This is a genomic window from Tepidimonas sp., from assembly GCF_029335975.1.
Taxonomy (GTDB): domain Bacteria; phylum Pseudomonadota; class Gammaproteobacteria; order Burkholderiales; family Burkholderiaceae_C; genus Tepidimonas.
Genome location: NZ_JARJMT020000062.1, coordinates 1 through 17,332 on the forward strand (window position 1 = coordinate 1; position 17,332 = coordinate 17,332).

The 17,332-nt window shown below is 65.8% G+C and carries 17 protein-coding genes; 7 read left to right on the top strand and 10 right to left on the bottom strand.

Going from position 1 to position 17,332, the window contains the following annotated elements:
- Positions 1-114: 114 nt before the first annotated feature.
- The 3 genes from P3W97_RS03245 to P3W97_RS03255 form a co-directional block, all read right to left on the bottom strand.
- On the bottom strand, positions 115-603 hold the full coding sequence (locus tag P3W97_RS03245) for a copper chaperone PCu(A)C (protein ID WP_300843734.1): 489 nt from the start codon (positions 601-603) through the stop codon (positions 115-117).
- Positions 604-654: 51 nt separating this feature from the next.
- Positions 655-1,263 (bottom strand): SCO family protein, encoded by a 609-nt coding sequence (locus tag P3W97_RS03250; protein ID WP_300843736.1) that lies wholly within the window; start codon positions 1,261-1,263, stop codon positions 655-657.
- 133 nt (positions 1,264-1,396) lie between these two features.
- On the bottom strand, positions 1,397-1,786 hold the full coding sequence (locus P3W97_RS03255; protein WP_300843738.1) for a DUF2946 family protein: 390 nt from the start codon (positions 1,784-1,786) through the stop codon (positions 1,397-1,399).
- A gap of 131 nt (positions 1,787-1,917) precedes the next feature.
- Between P3W97_RS03255 and P3W97_RS03260 the strand changes: the two genes are divergently transcribed.
- From P3W97_RS03260 to P3W97_RS03285, 6 genes are all read left to right on the top strand, one after another.
- Positions 1,918-4,212 (top strand): NADP-dependent malic enzyme, encoded by a 2,295-nt coding sequence (locus tag P3W97_RS03260; RefSeq protein WP_300843740.1) that lies wholly within the window; start codon positions 1,918-1,920, stop codon positions 4,210-4,212.
- A gap of 151 nt (positions 4,213-4,363) precedes the next feature.
- Positions 4,364-5,248: an A24 family peptidase gene (locus P3W97_RS03265; RefSeq protein ID WP_300843742.1), complete on the top strand. Its 885-nt coding sequence runs from the start codon at positions 4,364-4,366 to the stop codon at positions 5,246-5,248.
- Positions 5,248-5,853, top strand: coding sequence for a dephospho-CoA kinase (coaE, locus tag P3W97_RS03270; protein WP_300843744.1), 606 nt, complete (start codon positions 5,248-5,250; stop codon positions 5,851-5,853). Before P3W97_RS03265 ends, coaE begins: the two co-directional genes overlap by 1 nt.
- A gap of 7 nt (positions 5,854-5,860) precedes the next feature.
- Complete coding sequence (gene zapD, locus P3W97_RS03275; protein ID WP_300843747.1) at positions 5,861-6,619, top strand: cell division protein ZapD; 759 nt, start codon at positions 5,861-5,863, stop codon at positions 6,617-6,619.
- A 17-nt stretch (positions 6,620-6,636) separates the two neighbouring features.
- Positions 6,637-6,843, top strand: coding sequence for a DNA gyrase inhibitor YacG (locus P3W97_RS03280; protein WP_300843749.1), 207 nt, complete (start codon positions 6,637-6,639; stop codon positions 6,841-6,843).
- A 16-nt stretch (positions 6,844-6,859) separates the two neighbouring features.
- On the top strand, positions 6,860-7,810 hold the full coding sequence (locus tag P3W97_RS03285; RefSeq protein ID WP_300843750.1) for an arsenic resistance protein: 951 nt from the start codon (positions 6,860-6,862) through the stop codon (positions 7,808-7,810).
- 5 nt (positions 7,811-7,815) lie between these two features.
- Here P3W97_RS03285 and P3W97_RS03290 read toward each other — a convergent pair whose 3' ends face one another.
- The 5 genes from P3W97_RS03290 to P3W97_RS03310 form a co-directional block, all read right to left on the bottom strand.
- Complete coding sequence (locus P3W97_RS03290) at positions 7,816-8,313, bottom strand: NUDIX domain-containing protein (RefSeq protein WP_300843752.1); 498 nt, start codon at positions 8,311-8,313, stop codon at positions 7,816-7,818.
- Positions 8,310-9,188 (bottom strand): ATP-binding protein, encoded by an 879-nt coding sequence (locus P3W97_RS03295; RefSeq protein WP_300843754.1) that lies wholly within the window; start codon positions 9,186-9,188, stop codon positions 8,310-8,312. Before P3W97_RS03295 ends, P3W97_RS03290 begins: the two co-directional genes overlap by 4 nt.
- A gap of 10 nt (positions 9,189-9,198) precedes the next feature.
- Positions 9,199-10,434 (bottom strand): bifunctional glutamate N-acetyltransferase/amino-acid acetyltransferase ArgJ, encoded by a 1,236-nt coding sequence (gene argJ, locus P3W97_RS03300; RefSeq protein ID WP_300843756.1) that lies wholly within the window; start codon positions 10,432-10,434, stop codon positions 9,199-9,201.
- A 22-nt stretch (positions 10,435-10,456) separates the two neighbouring features.
- Positions 10,457-13,213 carry a preprotein translocase subunit SecA gene (secA, locus tag P3W97_RS03305; RefSeq protein WP_300843758.1) on the bottom strand — a complete coding sequence of 919 codons (2,757 nt, stop codon included), beginning with the start codon at positions 13,211-13,213 and terminating at the stop codon, positions 10,457-10,459.
- A gap of 148 nt (positions 13,214-13,361) precedes the next feature.
- Positions 13,362-13,676: a DciA family protein gene (locus P3W97_RS03310; RefSeq protein WP_300843760.1), complete on the bottom strand. Its 315-nt coding sequence runs from the start codon at positions 13,674-13,676 to the stop codon at positions 13,362-13,364.
- 258 nt (positions 13,677-13,934) lie between these two features.
- Between P3W97_RS03310 and rpoH the strand changes: the two genes are divergently transcribed.
- Positions 13,935-14,879, top strand: coding sequence for an RNA polymerase sigma factor RpoH (gene rpoH, locus P3W97_RS03315; RefSeq protein WP_300843784.1), 945 nt, complete (start codon positions 13,935-13,937; stop codon positions 14,877-14,879).
- Positions 14,880-15,077: 198 nt separating this feature from the next.
- Here rpoH and P3W97_RS03320 read toward each other — a convergent pair whose 3' ends face one another.
- Both P3W97_RS03320 and lysS read right to left on the bottom strand, forming a co-directional pair.
- On the bottom strand, positions 15,078-15,521 hold the full coding sequence (locus tag P3W97_RS03320; RefSeq protein WP_300843762.1) for a pilin: 444 nt from the start codon (positions 15,519-15,521) through the stop codon (positions 15,078-15,080).
- A 246-nt stretch (positions 15,522-15,767) separates the two neighbouring features.
- Complete coding sequence (gene lysS, locus P3W97_RS03325; protein ID WP_300843764.1) at positions 15,768-17,318, bottom strand: lysine--tRNA ligase; 1,551 nt, start codon at positions 17,316-17,318, stop codon at positions 15,768-15,770.
- Positions 17,319-17,332: the final 14 nt, after the last annotated feature.

Sequence of the window (17,332 nt, forward strand, 5' to 3'; positions counted from 1 at the left end):
AAGTGGATGTGCATGGTTATCTCTCCTTGAGTGCCTGAGTGAAAACGAAGAAGTCTGGAAGTTGGAAGGGGCGATTGGGTCGTAACAGGGGAAAGTCCGCAGCGGGTTAGCCCATCAGTGCCGGTGGCCGCCGTGCGAGCCGCCCCCCATGGCGCCGCCCTGCGCGCCCAGTCCCATCACCTTGGCCTGGACCTCTTGACGCACGCGCTGACCCGCGGCGTTTTCGAACACCAGCGTCAGGGGCACCGTCTCGCCGCCCGCCAGCGGGCGCTTGTGGTCAATCAGCATCACATGGTAGCCCCCTGGCTTGAGCTCCACCGGCCGGCCTGCCGGCAACGCCAACCCGGGGATGGCGCGCATGCGCATCATATCGCCCTCCATCGCCATCTCGTGGATCTCGACGACGCCGGCCACCGGCGAGTCGCCGGCCACCAGCCGCATCGGCTCCGGCGCGGTCAGGCGCATAAAAGCACCGGTGGCTTTTTGCTGCGCGACCGTGCCGCGCACCCAGGGCTCATCGATCTTGACAGTCTGCGCCCAAGCGGCAGCGCCCAGGGTCAGCAGCATACCAGCGGCAGCGCGGCGGATCAGATTGCGGGACATGGTCGGGTCTCCTTTGCGAGAGGGGGGGGTTGAAAACAGAACGGATGGACATCACGCGCCCTCGCGCAGCAACCATGCGATGTCGTGCGCGTAGTCGTCGGCGGTCTGCTCGTGTTTGAGCACGATGCGCAGACGGCCCTGGGGGTCGATCAGGTAAGTTTGCGCCGAGTGGTCCATGGTGTAGCTGCTGCCGGTGGGCACCTTGGCGTAGTAGACCTTAAACTCGCGCGCGGCCGTGGCGATCTCCTCTGGCGTGCCGGTCAGCCCCAGAAAAGCCGGATGAAACGCCGCCATGTACTCGCGCAGCAGCGCCGGGGTGTCGCGCTCCGGATCGACGGTGACAAACAGCAGTTGCACCCGCTCGGCGTCGGGCCCCAAGCGTTGCATCACCTCCACCGCGCGCGCCAGCGCCGTCGGACAAACGTCTGGGCACTGCACGAAGCCGAAGTACAGCATCACCACCTTGCCGCGGAAGTCCTGCAGCGTGCGACGCTGGCCATATTGGTCGGTCAGCGACAGCGTGCGGCCATACGGCGCGCCGGTGACGTCGATGCCGCGCAGGGCGGAGCGGTTGGAGCCGCCCTCACAGCCAGCCAGCCATGGGATAGCCGCCACCGCCAGCGCCAGGGCAGACAGCCCCAGCCATTGGCGACGGGGCATGCAAGCGGTTCTATCTCGATGCATCGGAAAAGAATCTCCTGAAGGTCGTGACACGAGGGCGGGACGCTCCGGGGGCGGGGCGCCACGGCGGCAGCGCTGCGGCGAGCCACGAAGGCCCGCGCGCGGCGCAGCGTCAGACGGACAGGAGCGGGGGCGCGTGCGGTTGCGGCCGCCACCAAATCAGGGGCGGGACCGCCGCATGTCCCGTCTGGGGATCAGGCAGCGCCGAATCAACGCTGGGCGGCAGACCGACGCGCAACTCGGATGGCGCCCAACCTGAGCCCCCGTGAAGCAAGCACCATTCGCAGACGATGGCGTCGGCGGCGCCGTCGTTCGGATCGGCGTCGACCGCCGCTTCTGGCGTCACCCACGCCATACCGGTGCTGGTGCAGATCTGAATCCGCTCGGCAGTGCGCGACTCGCCCGCCCACGCCCGGGCCAGCGTGGGCGCCAGCGCGGCCCACAGCAACGCCAGGATGACCAACCCCAGCAGCCAACGGCGATGACGGACAACAGTCTTCACAGCAGTAACATTGTAGTGATCTTTGCCTCGGCGTGTGCTCGCTACACTTGAAGTGTGACGCTGCACGGCCTGGGGCCCCACCAGGCGCGAGCCGTCCTCTCGTCTTTTCGTCCATTGCGCCACACGCCACCATGACCCCCGCCGAACAAGCCCTGCGCGATGCCGCACTCGAATACCACCGCACCCCGACCCGGGGCAAGGTCTCTGTCACACCGACGAAAGCGCTGTCCAACCAGCGCGACCTGAGCCTGGCCTACTCCCCAGGCGTGGCCTATCCGTGCCTCGCGATCGCAGCCGACCCCAACCAAGCCGCCGAGTACACCAGCCGCGGCAACCTAGTCGGCGTGGTCACCAACGGCACCGCCGTGCTGGGCCTGGGCGATATCGGTCCGTTGGCCAGCAAACCGGTGATGGAGGGCAAGGGCTGTCTGTTCAAAAAATTCGCCGGCATCGATGTCTTTGACATCGAACTCAACGAAAAGGACCCGGACAAGCTGGTGGAGATCATCGCCGCGCTGGAGCCGACGCTCGGAGGTATCAACTTGGAGGACATCAAGGCGCCCGAGTGTTTCTACATCGAGCGTCGGTTGCGCGAGCGCATGCAGATCCCCGTATTCCACGACGACCAGCATGGCACGGCGATCATCGCCTCGGCGGCGCTGATCAATGCGTTGGAGCTGATCGGCAAGGCCATTGGCGATGTGCGCATTGCGGTCAGTGGCGCGGGGGCGGCCGCGATCGCGGTACTGGATTTGTTCGTGGCGCTTGGGGCGCGGCCTGAGCAGATCCTGGTGTGCGACTCCAAGGGCGTGATTCATGACCAGCGCGAGGACGCCCTAGCCGACCGGCTGGACGAATCCAAGCGCCGTTACTGCCGCGCGACCGCGGCGCGCACACTGGCCGATGCGGTGCGCGATGCCGACGTATTTTTGGGCTGCTCGGCGCCGGGGGTTTTGACCGCCGAGATGGTGCAGACCATGGCTGAGCGGCCAGTCATTCTGGCGCTGGCCAACCCCGAGCCGGAAATCCGCCCCGAGGTCGCCAAAGCCGCTCGTCCCGACTGCATCATCGCCACCGGGCGCAGCGACTATCCCAACCAGGTCAACAACGTCCTGTGCTTTCCGTATATCTTTCGCGGGGCGCTCGATTGCGGCGCCACCCGAATCACCGAGGCGATGAAGCTGGCCTGCGTGCGCGAGATTGCGGCCCTTGCCAAGGCCGAGATCAGCGACGAGGTGGCCAGCGCCTACGCCGGGCAGGAGCTGCGCTTTGGTCCCGACTATCTCATCCCCAAACCATTCGACAGTCGGCTGATCCTGCGCATTGCGCCAGCGGTGGCCCAGGCGGCAGCGGCGTCGCATGTCGCCGCGCGCCCGATCGCCGATCTCGAGGCCTATCGCGAGAGCTTGCAGCGCTTCGTTTACCAGACGGGCATTCTGATGAAGCCGATCTTCAACGCCGCCAAAGCCGTGGCGCCGAAGGCCCGCGTAGCCTATGCGGACGGCGAAGACGAGCGGGCCCTGCGCGCGGCCCAACTGGCATTGGAAGAAGGCATCGCCCAGCCGATCCTGATCGGGCGTCCTGCGGTCATCGAGGCGCGCATTCGCAAAGCGGGGCTGCACCTGCGCCTGGGCGTCGATGTGGAGAATGTCAATCCCGAGGATGATCCCCGCTTTCGCCAGTACTGGGAGGCCTACCATCGGCTCATGAAGCGCGACGGCGCCACCCCGGAGGTGGCCAAGGCGGCCGTGCGCCGCTCCAACACCCTGATCGGCGCGTTGATGGTGCACCTAGGCGATGCAGACGCGCTCATCTGCGGACTGGTGGGCATGTACACCACGCATCTGGAGCGCATCGACGCGGTGTTGGGCCGGGCGCCCGGCGCGTCCTTGTATGCCGCGCTCAATGCCGTCAACACCGACCGCGGACCGATCTTCATCACCGACACCTATGTCAACGAAGACCCCTGCGCTGAGCAATTGGCCGAGATCGCCTGGATGGCAACGCAGCAGGTGCAGCGCTTTGGCATCGTACCCAAGGTCGCATTTTTGTCACATTCCACCTTTGGTTCTTCCAAACGGGCCAGCGCGCGCAAAATGCGCGCGGCGCGCGACCTGTTCGTGGCTGCACATCCCGAGATCGAATCAGACGGCGAACTGCACGGCGACGCCGCGCTGGAGCCCGAAATCCGCGCGCGCTTTTTAGCCGACTCGACGTTGAGCGGCCGTGCCAATTTGCTGGTGTGTCCCAATCTGGATGCCGCCAATATTCTGTACAACGTTATGAAGACCACCACCAGTGGGGGCGTGACGGTGGGACCGATTTTGATGGGCGTGCGCGCCCCCGCGTACATCCTGACCCCGGCGGCCACCGTTCGGCGCGTGCTCAATATGACGGCCGTAGCCGCTGCAGCGCGGCGCGGATGATGAAACGGCGTGCATGATTTCACATCGAGCGGCATGGTCGGCTTTGCTTCGTGCTCTCATTTGGACGAGCAGCCATCGCGTGGGCGGGGTTGAGCCGACCTTCCCGATACACTGTGGGCATTCGTTTTGATCCGCTGCAAGCGTCAAGCGCATGTCTGCTCTCAACCTTTCCGCCTTGCCCGATCCCTGGGGATGGGTCGTCTCCGCCGCGCTGGGCCTGATCGTCGGCAGCTTCCTCAACGTGGTGATCCATCGCCTGCCGCGGATGTTGGAGCGGCGCTGGGCCGCCGAGTGCGCCGCGCTGCAAACATCCGCTGCCGGCGAACTGGGGGACAGTGCCGCCGCGGCCCCGATGCGCTACGACCTTTTGGCGCCGGGGTCGCATTGCCCTGCGTGCCAGACGCCCATCCGCTGGTATCACAACATCCCCGTACTGAGTTGGCTGGTGCTGCGCGGGCGCTGTGCTGCGTGCGGGGCGCGTATCGCTTGGCGGTATCCGTTGGTCGAGCTGCTGACCGGCTTGGCGTTCGCCGTCGTGTTCGCCCGTCACGGCGCCAGCGCAGCCACCGTCGCCTGGTGGGGTTTCATGGCCGCCATACTGGCCTTGGCCTTCATCGACTGGGACACCACCTTGCTGCCAGACGACATCACGCTGCCGCTAATCTGGGCTGGTCTGATCGCAGCGGCCACCGGCCTGAGCGGCATCGGCCTGACCGATGCGTTGTGGGGCGCCGTCGCCGGTTATCTGTCGCTGTGGAGCATCTACTGGGCATTCAAACTGCTCACCGGCAAAGAGGGCATGGGCTACGGCGACTTCAAGCTGCTCGCCGCGCTGGGGGCATGGCTGGGCTGGCAGGCCCTCATCCCGCTCGTGCTGGCGGCCTCGACCTTGGGCGCCGTGGTCGGGCTGGCGATGAAGGCGTCCAGCGCCCTGCGCGAAGGCCGCTATGTGCCGTTTGGGCCTTTCCTGGCCTTTGGCGGACTGCTGGCGTGGGGGATTGATCGACAGCGCCTGCTGGATATGCTGGGGTTGTGATGGGCGGGCCGCTGCGCATCGGACTGACCGGCGGAATCGGCAGCGGCAAAAGCACCGTCGCGGCCATGCTCGCCGAGCTGGGCGCGACCGTGGTAGACGCCGATGCCCTCTCCCGCGCCAGCACCGCAGCGGGCGGCGCCGCGATCGAGCCGATCCGACAGGTCTTCGGCGATCGCTTCATCACGCCCGCGGGCGCACTGGACCGCGAGCGCCTGCGCGCGCGGGTGTTCAGCGACGCCGATGCCAAGGCGCAGTTGGAAGCCATCATCCATCCTCTGGTGCAGGCCGAGATCGACCGCCGTGTCGCTGCCTGCACGGCCGACGCGATCGTGCTGGACTTGCCGCTGTTGGTGGAATCGGCGGCCTGGCGGCAGCGCTGCGATCGGGTGTGGGTCGTCGACTGCACGCCGCAGACGCAAATCCGCCGTGTCATGGCCCGCAACGGATGGCCGCGCGAACAGGTGCTGGCCGTGCTGTCGCAGCAGGCCAGCCGGGCCGAACGACTCGCTGCGGCCGATGTGGTGATCGACAACGACGACGTGGATCTGGACACCTTGCGCCAGCGCGTGCAGCGCGCGTGGGCAGCGCGGGGATTGCCGCTATGATGCCTGTGTGATCCTGTACGAATATCCCTTCAACGAGCGCATTCGCACCTACCTGCGCCTGGAGCACCTGCTGCACCGGCTTGCGGAACTGTTGGCGCGCACCCATGCGCTGGATCACCACTATGCCATCCAGACGCTGTTCGAAATCATGGACGTTGGCGCGCGCGCCGACCTCAAAACCGAGATCCTGAAAGACCTGGACCGCCACAAACAGGTCTTCAACGGCTACCGGGGCAACCCGGCCATTTCCGAGGCCGCGCTGGATCAGCTCATCGCTCACATCGACAGCTGCTACGCCGCCCTGCGCGATAACGAAGGTAAGGCTGGCCATGCCCTGGCTGGTATTGAGTGGCTGATGGCCATCCGCAACCGCATCGCCATCCCAGGCGGCACGTGCGAGTTCGACCTGCCGGCTTATCACGACTGGCAGCACCGCCCCGTCGAGCAACGGCAAGCCGACCTGGCCCGTTGGTCGGGCGAGATCGCCTGCCTGGCCGAGCCAGTGCATCTGCTGCTGCGGCTGCTGCGCGAATCGGGCCTGGCGCAAAAGGTTTATGCCACACGGGGCCAGTATCAGCAAAGCCTGCCGCAAAGCCGCACCTTCCAATTGTTGCGTGTGCGGATGGACCCTGCGCTGCAGCTGATCCCCGAGATCAGCGGCAACCGTCTGCTGTTTTCGGTGCGGCTGCTGCGGCGCACCGACGATGGCCGGCTGGAACACGCCGCCGACGCCGAGGCCGAATTCGAGGTCCATCTGTGTGCCTGATGCCGTCCAGTGCCCCGATGACGCAGCCTTTTGCCGCCCGCATCGTCACCTGCCCCGCCTGTGGGGGCCCCTCGCGCTACGCGCCAGACAATCCCTGGCGCCCTTTTTGCAGCGAGCGCTGCAAACAACTGGACCTGGGCGCTTGGGCCAGTGAACGCTTTCGCGTGCCCGACCCGGCGCCTCCCGATCCGGGCGAACTGCCCGACGGCCCCCAATTTTCGTGACCGCACGGGCTGCGCCGTGAATCGCCTCGTCCTCGAACGCTATCAGGTAGGGATCTATGCGGTGGCCATTGCGGCAGGTCTGCTCGTCGGTGGTGCCTGGCCCCACATCGCCCCCGTGCTGGAGGCATGCTTGTGGCCCACACTGGCGTTGCTGCTGTATGCGACTTTCGTTCAGGTGCCCCTGTGGCATGTGCGCGATGCCTTTCGCGACCACCGTTTCATCACGGCGATGCTGATGGGCAACTTCGTGGTCGTACCGGCTGTGGTAGCAGCGCTGCTGGCCTGGCTGCCGCCCGACCCTGGGCTGCGCCTGGGCGTAGCCATGGTGTTGCTCGTGCCCTGCACGGATTGGTTCATCACCTTCAGCCAATTGGGTGGGGCCAATGTCGCGCGTGCCATCGCGACCACACCCATCAACCTGCTGCTGCAACTGGCCCTGCTGCCGGTGTATCTGTGGCTGCTGCTGGATGTCCAGCCCCTCGTGGGGTGGGGGCTGGCGGATTTCGCCCCCGCCCTGGGGGTGGTGGCCACCCCCTTGTTGCTGGCCGCCATATCGGAATGCTGGATCGAAGCCCGACCCGCACGGCACATCTGGCGGGAGCGCCTGGCGTGGTGGCCGGTACCGCTGCTGGCGGTGGTGGTTTTTTTGATCGCGGGCGCTCAAGCCCATGCGGCCTGGGATGCTTTGGGCTACCTGACCGGGATGGTTCCCGTCTTCGTCGCTTTTCTGCTGCTGGGCGGGGCCATCGCCAAGGCGCTGGCCCGGCTTATGCGACTGCCGCGCGATCAGGGCCGCACACTCGCCTTCAGCCTGGGTACGCGCAATTCCTTCGTCGTGCTGCCATTTGCCCTGACCCTGCCCGCAGGGTGGGAGCTGGTCGCCCTGACCATCGTCTTGCAATCCTTGGTGGAATTGGTGGGGATGGTGTTCTACCTGTGGTGGATTCCCCGCCACCTGTTCCGGTGAGTGGATCAGGCCCTGGCCGGCTGGGCGGCCGCGGCGTCGCCGTCCTGCGCCATCCAGCGCAGCAGCGGCCAGGTGCCGGGCAGCACCGGTGCCACCGTCACTGGCTGCGTCTGCCACGCAAACATCTGCCCCTCGCGCATCTGCAGCTCGCCGTGCCAGTCGAACACGCGGCAGACATGCAGCCGTACGCGCGCGTGCGGGTAGTCAGCTTCCAGCACGCGCCACGGCTGCGCGGCACCGATCGTCACGCCGATTTCTTCCTGCAGCTCGCGGCGCAGCGCCTGCTCCACCGTCTCGCCCGGCTCCAGCTTGCCACCGGGGAACTCCCAGTGCCCGGCGTAGGCTTTGCCGGGCGGACGGGTGGTCAGCAGAAAACGACCCTCGCGATCGATCAGCACGCCGACTGCCACATCCACCACCGGGCGTGGGCCGGGTACGCGTGGCTGGTCGGCATCGACCACCAGCACCTCGTCAAGCGCCACTGCGGCAGCGGGCGCGGTCATGTGGCCTGCGGCGACATACGGCCCGCCCAGTCGCGCGCAAACTGGTAGGCCACGCGCCCGCTGCGCGCGCCGCGCTCCAGCGCCCACACCAGCGCCGCACGGCGTGCCTCGTCCCACTGGGCCTCGGGCACACCGTAAGCGGCCAGCCACTGCCGCACGACGGCCAAGTATTCGTCCTGGCCGAAGGGGTAGAAGCTCACCCACAGGCCAAAGCGCTCCGACAGCGACACCTTCTCCTCCACCGCCTCGGCCGGGTGCAGCTCGCCGTCGTCGCCGTAGGTGGCGGCAAGGTTGTCCCGCATCTTTTCCGGCAGCAAATGGCGACGGTTGCTGGTGGCGCAGATCAGCACATTGGGCGTGGCCGCAGCCACCGATCCGTCCAGGATGGATTTGAGCGCCTTGTAGCCCGGCTCACCCTCCTCGAAGCTGAGGTCGTCACAAAAGACGAGAAAGCGCTCTGGCCGTGGCGCCACCACCTCGACGAGGTCGGGCAGGTCGGTTAGATCGGCCTTGTCCACTTCGATCAGACGCAGGCCGCGGGGCGCATATTCGTTCAGGCACGCCTTGATCAGCGAGCTCTTGCCCGTGCCGCGCGCACCGGTCAGCAGCACGTTGTTGGCCGGCAAACCGCACACGAAGCGCTCCAGGTTGCGCTGCACCTTGGCCTTTTGGTCATCGATGGCCTGCAGGTCATCGAGCCGGATCGACGCCACATGCCGCACCGGTTCCAGCACACCGTGCGCGCCACGTTTGCGGTAGCGAAACGCCACCGAGGCCCCCCAGTCCGGTGGGGTGAGCGGTTGGGGCAGGATGGCCTCGATGCGGTCGATCAGCGCCTCGGCGCGCATCAGCAGATGTTGCAATCGCTCGTTCATCGCCCCGGGCTTAGCTGCGGTAGTCGGCGTTGATGCTGACATAGTCGTGGCTCAGGTCACAGGTCCAGACGGTTTCGGCGGCCGCACCGCGTCCCAGGTCCACCCGCACCGTGATCTCGCTTTGTCTCATCACACGCTGTCCCTCCTCCTCGCGGTAGGCTGGGTGACGTCCACCGCGGGTGACCACATGCACATCGTCCAGAAACAGCTCGATGCAGCCCTGGTCCAGGTCATCGATGCCGGCGTAGCCCACTGCCGCCAGGATGCGGCCGAGGTTGGGGTCGCTGGCGTAAAACGCGGTCTTGACCAGCGGCGAGTGCGCGATCGCATAGGCGACCTGCAGGCACTCTTGGGCATTGCGTCCACCCTCGACGCGCACGGTGATGAACTTGGTCGCCCCCTCGCCATCGCGCACGATGGCGTGCGCCAGCGTGCGCGCCACCTCCGTCACCGCCGCCAGCAGCGCCTGGCCGGCGGGACTGTCAAGGGTCTCGATGCGCTCCAGGGGCGCACGGCCGGTGGCCATCGCGATGAACGAATCGTTGGTGGAGGTGTCGCCATCGACCGTGATGCGGTTGAACGAGCCATCGGCCGCACGGCGGGCCAGCTCGCCGATCAGATCGGGGGCGACCGGCGCATCGGTGGCAACGAACCCGAGCATGGTGGCCATGTTGGGCCGAATCATGCCGGCACCCTTGGCGATGCCAGTGACCGTCACCGGCACGCCGTCGATCGTGACCCGACGACTGGCAGCCTTGGGTATGGTGTCGGTGGTCATGATGCCTTCGGCGGCACGCAGCCAGTGCGCGCCATCCTGCGCCGCGTCGGCCAGCGCCGCTGGCAGCCCATCGATGATGCGTTGCACCGGCAGCGGCTCCATGATGACGCCGGTAGAAAACGGCAGCACCTGCTGCGGCGACACGCCGAGGCGCTGCGCCAGCGCGATGCAGACCGTGCGCGCATCGATCAGCCCCTGCTCACCGGTGCCGGCGTTGGCGCAGCCGGTGTTGACCACCAGCGCCCGGATACCCAGCCCTGCGGCCAGGTGATCGCGGCAGACCTGCACGGGCGCAGCACAGGTGCGGTTGCGCGTGAAAACCCCGCCAACCACGCTGCCTTCCTCCAGCAGCATGACAGTCAGATCTTTGCGATTGGGCTTGCGCACCTGCGCCTCGGCCACACCCAGCCGCAGGCCGGGCACGGGCAGCAAATCAGCGGCTTGGGGGGCGGTCCAGTTGACGGCCATCGTGATCTCCTTGGGCAGCGGCTTAGCTCAGCTTGCCATGGCAGTGCTTGTATTTCTTGCCGCTGCCACAGGGACAGGGATCGTTGCGACCCACCCGCGGCACGTTGGCCGCCCGGGCCTTGTTGAGCAAACCCGCATCGGCGGTGGTTTGGGCTTCGCCGGTTTCGGTCGGCGCGGTGTAGGTGACGTTGCTCAGGCGTTCGGCGTCTTGCTCCAGGCGCACGGCTGCGTCGCTCACCTGCTCAGGGGACTGCACCTTCACATTCATCAGCACGCGCGTGACCTCATCGCGCACGCCATCGAGCATCTGCGCAAAGAGCTGGAACGCCTCGCGTTTGTACTCCTGCTTGGGCTGCTTTTGCGCATAGCCGCGCAGATGGATACCCTGGCGCAGGTAGTCCAGCGCGCTCAAATGGTCGCGCCAGTGGCTGTCCAAGGTTTGCAGCAGCACCACCCGCTCGAAAGGGGTGAACGCCGCCCGGCCAGCCAGGGCCACCTTGGCTTCGTAAGCGGCGTGGCCCGCCTCGACGACCCGGCGCACGATATCCTCGTCGTCCATGGCCTCGGCGCGCTCCAGCTCGCCAGCCAGATCGACGGCCAGCCCGTACTCATCGGCCAGGGCCCGTTGCAGGCCTGCTATATCCCACTGCTCTTCCACGCTGCCAGCCGGCACATACTGGCGCACCAGATCGGTCAAACAGCCTTCACGCAGCGCGGCCACCTGTGCCGACAAATCCTGGGCATCCAGAATGTCGTTGCGCTGCTGGTAGATGACCTTGCGCTGGTCGTTGGCGACATCGTCGTATTCCAAGAGCTGTTTGCGGATGTCGAAGTTGCGCGCCACGACCTTGCGCGGCGCGCTCTCGATGGAGCGGGTGACGATGCCCGCCTCGATGGCCTCGCCCTCTGGCATCTTGAGGCGGTCCATGATGGCGCGCACCCGGTCGCCAGCAAAGATGCGCATCAGCGGATCGTCCAGACTCAGATAGAAGCGGCTGGAACCTGGGTCGCCCTGCCGCCCGGCACGGCCGCGCAACTGGTTGTCGATGCGGCGGCTCTCGTGCCGCTCGGTACCGATGATGCGCAGGCCGCCGAGCTGCTTGACCTTCTCGTGGTCGGCTTGCCACTGTGCCCGCAGCGCCTCGATGCGTTGGGCGCGCGTGGCCTCGTCCAGCGAGGCATCGGCCTCTATGGCGGCGATCATTTTTTCCAGGTTGCCCCCAAGCACGATATCGGTGCCGCGGCCAGCCATGTTGGTGGCGATGGTGATCGCCCCCGGGCGGCCGGCCTGGGCGACGATCTCGGCCTCGCGCGCATGCTGCTTGGCATTGAGCACCTCGTGCGGCAGTCCCTCGCGCTGCAGCAGTTGGGCAATCACCTCGGAGTTCTCGATCGACGAGGTGCCCACCAACACGGGCTGGCCGCGCTCGTGGCAGTCGCGTATGTCGGCAATGACAGCCTGGTACTTCTCGGCGGTAGTCTTGTAGACGCGGTCCTGCTCGTCGCGGCGCTGGCTGGGCCGGTTGGGTGGGATGACCACCGTCTCCAGGCCGTAGATCTCCTGAAATTCGTACGCCTCGGTGTCGGCCGTGCCGGTCATACCGGCCAATTTGCCGTACAGGCGGAAGTAATTCTGGAAGGTGATCGACGCCAGGGTCTGGTTTTCGGGCTGGATGGCCACGCCTTCCTTGGCTTCCACCGCCTGATGCAGACCATCACTCCAGCGTCGCCCGACCATCAGTCGGCCGGTGAACTCGTCGACGATGACGATCTCGCCGTTTTGCACCACGTAATGCTGGTCGCGGTGGTACAGATGCTCAGCCTTGAGCGCCGTCACCAAATGGTGCAGCAGCGTGATATTGGCCGGGTCGTACAGCGACGCGCCCTCGGGCAGCAGCCCCGCGCGTGCGAGCAGTTGCTCGGCATGCTCGTGCCCTTGCTCGGTCAAATGAATCTGATGCGATTTTTCATCGACCGTGAAATCACCCGGCGTGATGATGCCCTCGCCGGTGCGGGGGTCGGCCTCCCCCTCTTGGCGAGTCAGGGAAGGCACCAGCGTCTTGATGCGCTGGTACAGCTCGGTGTGGTCTTCGGCCTGGCCACTGATGATGAGCGGCGTGCGCGCTTCGTCGATGAGGATGGAGTCCACCTCGTCCACGATGGCGTAATTCAGGCCGCGCTGTACCCGGTCGCGCGCCTCGTACACCATGTTGTCGCGCAGGTAGTCGAAGCCGTATTCGTTGTTGGTGCCGTAGGTGATGTCGGCGGCGTAGGCGGCCTGCTTCTGCTCGCGCGGCATCAGGGGCAGGTTGACCCCCACGCTCAGGCCCAGCCAGTGGTAGAGCTTGCCCATCCACTGGGCATCGCGGCTGGCCAGGTAGTCGTTGACGGTGACGACATGCACGCCCTTGCCCGTCAGGGCATTGAGGTACACCGGCAGCGTCGCCGTCAGCGTCTTGCCCTCGCCGGTGCGCATCTCGGCGATTTTGCCCTGGTGCAGCGCGATCCCGCCCATCAACTGCACATCGAAGTGGCGCATGCCCATGACACGCTTGCTGGCCTCGCGCACCGTGGCAAACGCCTCGGGCAGCAGGGCGTCGAGCGACTCGCCGTTGGCCAGCCGCTGGCGGAACTCAGCCGTCTTGGCCTGCAACTGCTCGTCGCTGAGCGCGGCAAACGTGGGCTCCAGCGCATTGATGCGCGCCACCGTCTTGCGGTAACCCTTGAGCAGCCGATCATTGCGGCTGCCGAAAATCTTGGTCAGGAACGGGATGGCCATACAAACCCCACCGCGCGACCGCCTGGGGCAGGCGCGGCTCAAGCAATTCTCGGATCGCCCCACCAACGGCAGAGCGCCACGACACAGCGCTCGGGGGCCAGCGCACCCGAGACCGACAAACGGGCATTGTAGCCCCGCATGCCCCGCGCTACCGGGCGGACGCCTCGGGCGCCGCGCGCCCCAACACCCGCACCTGCAGGGTCTGCACCTCGCCCCCGGCAGAGCGCGCCGCCGCCAGCAACACTGGCGCGAGCTGTCGCACTTTGGCCGCCACCGACGGATTGGCCGCAAGCAAGCACCACGTCCCATCCTCCAATGGCCCAGCGGTCACCCGCTCGCGCAACAGCGGCGGCATATGCACGGCCACCCGCTGCAGCAGCCGCCGCGATGCCCAGGCACGCTCAGCCACATCGGCCAGCACCGGATTGGCGCGCACAGCCTGCTGCAAAGTCAACACCGGCATCAACGCCTCCTATCTATGTGCTGCGGCCAGGCGCAGGGGTGGGCCGCGCATCGGCATGCTCGACCCATGCGATCAGTTTACGCCAAAAGGGAGGCACCCTGCCCCACCCAGGCAGCCGGGGCCTTACAGATCCCTGTTGACAGGGCACGCGCCCCCGGCTGGACGGCAACGAGGAACACGGGAACTCCACAATTAGCACTCAATCCAAGAGAGTGCTAACATGAGCACCGCTTCAGGAGAGGAGAGCCCATGACTGCGATGTCCCTTGCCCTCACGCCTGCTTCCGACACGGCGCCGGCAGCGCCGTGGTCCAGCACGTCGCTGACTCTGCCCCCGCTGGGCAACCTGGACGCCTACATCAGCGCCGTCAACCGCATTCCGATGCTCAGTGCAGAGGAAGAGCGTGACTGCGCCCAGCGCTGGCGCCAACACCAGGATCTGGAGGCCGCGGGCAAGCTGGTGATGTCCCACCTGCGGCTGGTGGTGGCCATCTCGCGCCAATATTTGGGCTATGGCCTGCCCCAGGCCGACTTGATCCAAGAAGGCAACATCGGCCTGATGAAGGCGGTCAAGCGTTTCGACCCTGCCCAAGGCGTGCGGCTCGTCAGCTACGCGGTGCACTGGATCAAGGCCGAAATCCACGAATTCATCCTGCGCAACTGGCGCATGGTCAAAGTGGCCACCACCAAGGCCCAGCGCAAGCTGTTTTTCAATCTGCGCGCGCTCAAGCGCGGTTTCAAGGCCGATGCGCTGGACGAGGACGCCGCGCGCGAGCGCCTGTCAGAGGCCGAAATCGACGTCGTGGCGCGCGAACTGAATGTGCGGCGCGAGGATGTGGTCGAGATGGAGACCCGCCTGGGTGGCACGGATGTGGTGCTGGACCCCCTGCCCAATGAGGACGGGGACGAGGCCTACGGCCCGATCGCCTACCTGGCCGACCACCGCCACGAACCCACCGCCGTGCTGGAAGCGCGCGAGCGCGAGCGCTTGGGCTCGGAGGGTATCGAGCATGCGCTGGCGCAACTCGACGAGCGCTCGCGGCGCATCGTGACCGAACGCTGGCTCAAGGTCAACGACGACGGCAGCGGCGGCAAAACCCTGCACGAACTGGCCGCCGAATACGGCGTCAGCGCCGAGCGCATCCGCCAGATCGAGGCGGCAGCGATGAAGAAAATGCGCAAGACGCTGGAAGTCTACGCCTGAGGGCGCCGTCGAGCCATCCCTAATGGCGGCCAAGCGACGGCCTCAGCGTCGCCGAATTATCCCGCGCAGCCTCTAGCGTCGCAGCAGTCGCGTCGCCGCGCGCCAGCGGACAGCAGGGGACGGAATTCAAAAAAAACCACGCTGAACAGCGTGGCCTTTTGCTTTGACTCTTTCAGATCCGTATCGCTTGTTCAATGATCAAGTACCAGCACTACAGCCAGCCGGATAATAGCTGTCTTTCCAGTTTCCCGGGCGATTGGCGATGGTGCATGTCCAAGCCCCGTCAGCCGCACGCCCCAGGCGAACGACCGCCCCATTGACACGGGGGTTGGAGTTGCGCAACGTGCAGGTCAACGCATCGTCAGCAACGCCAGCATTAGGAGCATTCACGGCCAACGTGCAGCGCTCGGTCGTTTCCGCTAAGCCCATGTTTGCACGGGTGTAGAATTCTTCGGGGCGTCCTTCATTGACGGCCACTTCGTAATTGGAGCGAGCGCCAGTGATTTCGCTCAAACCTGCAGCCACTTGGCTACGGGCAACGTAGTCTTGGTAAGACGGCAGCGCGATGGCGGCCAGGATGCCGATGATCGCCACCACGATCATCAGCTCGATCAGGGTGAAGCCTCGTTGCATGCGTTTCATGAAAATATCCTCCTAAAGGATGAGGTGTGAACCACTTTTCTGCCTGGTGCCATTTGGGCACCTGACGTTTGCTTAAAAGCACATACCGTGCCAACTGGCTGAGCTGCCAACCCTCTGGCCACAGGGTTCACCTAACCGATTGTCGCTGAGGGTTTTTTTGATTTGCCCCCGCCTCTCACGGGGGGTGGCGATCGGCTGCTGGCGCATCCAATTTTGATGTACTTTTTGCGGTTTGACAGCCAGTTTTCACCCTTCGCGCCGCAGTGCGGGGAACAGGATCACGTCGCGGATGCTGGGGCTGTCGGTCAGCAGCATGACCAGGCGGTCGATACCGATGCCACAGCCGCCGGCCGGTGGCATGCCGTATTCCAGGGCGCGGATGTAGTCGGCGTCGAAGTACATGGCCTCGTCGTCGCCGGCGTCTTTGTTGGCTACCTGGGCGTGGAAGCGCGCGGCCTGGTCTTCGGGGTCGTTGAGCTCCGAAAAGCCGTTGCCCACCTCACGCCCGGTGATGTAGAGCTCAAAGCGCTCGGTGATCGTCGGGTCGGTATCGCTGGCGCGCGCCAGGGGCGAAATTTCGGTGGGGTGGTTGCAAATGAAGGTCGGCTGCCAAAGCTTGTCCTCCACCGTCTCTTCGAAGTACAACACTTGCAGGCCGGCCAGGCTGCGGCTGTCTAGCCGGTCCTTGACGGGGTCCAGCCCCAGGCGCTGCAACTGCTCACGCAACCAGGCCGGGTCGTCCACCCGCTGGCCCGCGTCGGTGTGCTTGAGAATGGCCTCGCGGATGGTCAGGCGCTCGAAGGGGGCCTCCAGGTCCACGTCCCGCCCCTGGTAGCTGAGCCGGCCGTCTCCGCACACGCTGCGGGCCACGTGGCGGATGATCTGTTCGGTAAACGCCATCAAGTCCACATGGTTCCAATACGCCGCGTAGAACTCCATCATGGTGAACTCGGGGTTGTGGCGAACGCTGATCCCCTCGTTGCGAAAGTTGCGGTTGATCTCGAAGACGCGGTCGAACCCCCCGACCAACAAGCGCTTGAGATAGAGCTCCGGCGCGATACGCAGGTACATGTCCTGCTCCAGCGCGTTGTGGTGGGTGACGAAGGGCTTGGCGTTGGCCCCGCCCGGGATGGGGTGGAGCATGGGGGTTTCGACTTCCAGAAAGCCGTGCCGCACCATGTATTCGCGGATGGTGGTGACGGCCAGGCTGCGCGCGACGAAGCGCTCGCGCGCCGCGACATCGGTCATGAGATCGACATAGCGCTGGCGGTACTTCAGCTCCTGGTCGTGGATGCCGTGGAATTTGTCCGGCAGCGGGCGCAGGCTTTTGACCACCAGGCGCAGCCGGTCAGCCTTGACGGATAGCTCGCCCGTGCGCGTTTTGAACACGGTACCTTCGGCATAGACGATGTCGCCCAAGTCCCAGTGCTTGAACGCGTCGTAGGCAGCCTCGCCCAGCATGTCTTTGGTCAGATAGAGCTGTATGCGCCCGCCGGTGGGGCCGAAGGACGCGTCCTGCACGGTGGCGAAACTGGCCTTGCCCATGACACGCTTGAGCATCATTCGCCCCGCGACACTGACGCGGGCCTGCAACGGCTCGAGCATCTCGTTGCTCATGTGGCCGTATTCGGCCTGCAAAGCCTCGGCCGTGTGCTGCGGCCGCACATCGTTGGGAAACGCGGGCCCGGCACCCTGCACGGCAGCGGCACGCAGCGCTTGGAGTTTTTCGCGACGCTCGGCGATGAGCTGATTTTCGCTCGGGGCCTCGGCGGGCGCAGGATGAACGGGGTCGGTCATGGCAGCACCGGGAT

Excerpts from the sequence above, each read along its gene's own strand:
- P3W97_RS03245 (WP_300843734.1), bottom strand. The coding sequence starts at position 603 with ATGTCCCGCAATCTGATCCGCCGCGCTGCCGCTGGTATGCTGCTGACC.
- P3W97_RS03250 (WP_300843736.1), bottom strand. The coding sequence starts at position 1,263 with ATGCCCCGTCGCCAATGGCTGGGGCTGTCTGCCCTGGCGCTGGCGGTG.
- P3W97_RS03260 (WP_300843740.1), top strand. The coding sequence starts at position 1,918 with ATGACCCCCGCCGAACAAGCCCTGCGCGATGCCGCACTCGAATACCAC.
- P3W97_RS03265 (WP_300843742.1), top strand. The coding sequence starts at position 4,364 with ATGTCTGCTCTCAACCTTTCCGCCTTGCCCGATCCCTGGGGATGGGTC.
- coaE (WP_300843744.1), top strand. The coding sequence starts at position 5,248 with ATGGGCGGGCCGCTGCGCATCGGACTGACCGGCGGAATCGGCAGCGGC.
- P3W97_RS03280 (WP_300843749.1), top strand. The coding sequence starts at position 6,637 with ATGACGCAGCCTTTTGCCGCCCGCATCGTCACCTGCCCCGCCTGTGGG.
- P3W97_RS03290 (WP_300843752.1), bottom strand. The coding sequence starts at position 8,313 with ATGACCGCGCCCGCTGCCGCAGTGGCGCTTGACGAGGTGCTGGTGGTC.
- P3W97_RS03295 (WP_300843754.1), bottom strand. The coding sequence starts at position 9,188 with ATGAACGAGCGATTGCAACATCTGCTGATGCGCGCCGAGGCGCTGATC.
- argJ (WP_300843756.1), bottom strand. The coding sequence starts at position 10,434 with ATGGCCGTCAACTGGACCGCCCCCCAAGCCGCTGATTTGCTGCCCGTG.
- secA (WP_300843758.1), bottom strand. The coding sequence starts at position 13,213 with ATGGCCATCCCGTTCCTGACCAAGATTTTCGGCAGCCGCAATGATCGG.
- P3W97_RS03310 (WP_300843760.1), bottom strand. The coding sequence starts at position 13,676 with ATGCCGGTGTTGACTTTGCAGCAGGCTGTGCGCGCCAATCCGGTGCTG.
- rpoH (WP_300843784.1), top strand. The coding sequence starts at position 13,935 with ATGTCCCTTGCCCTCACGCCTGCTTCCGACACGGCGCCGGCAGCGCCG.
- P3W97_RS03320 (WP_300843762.1), bottom strand. The coding sequence starts at position 15,521 with ATGAAACGCATGCAACGAGGCTTCACCCTGATCGAGCTGATGATCGTG.
- lysS (WP_300843764.1), bottom strand. The coding sequence starts at position 17,318 with ATGACCGACCCCGTTCATCCTGCGCCCGCCGAGGCCCCGAGCGAAAAT.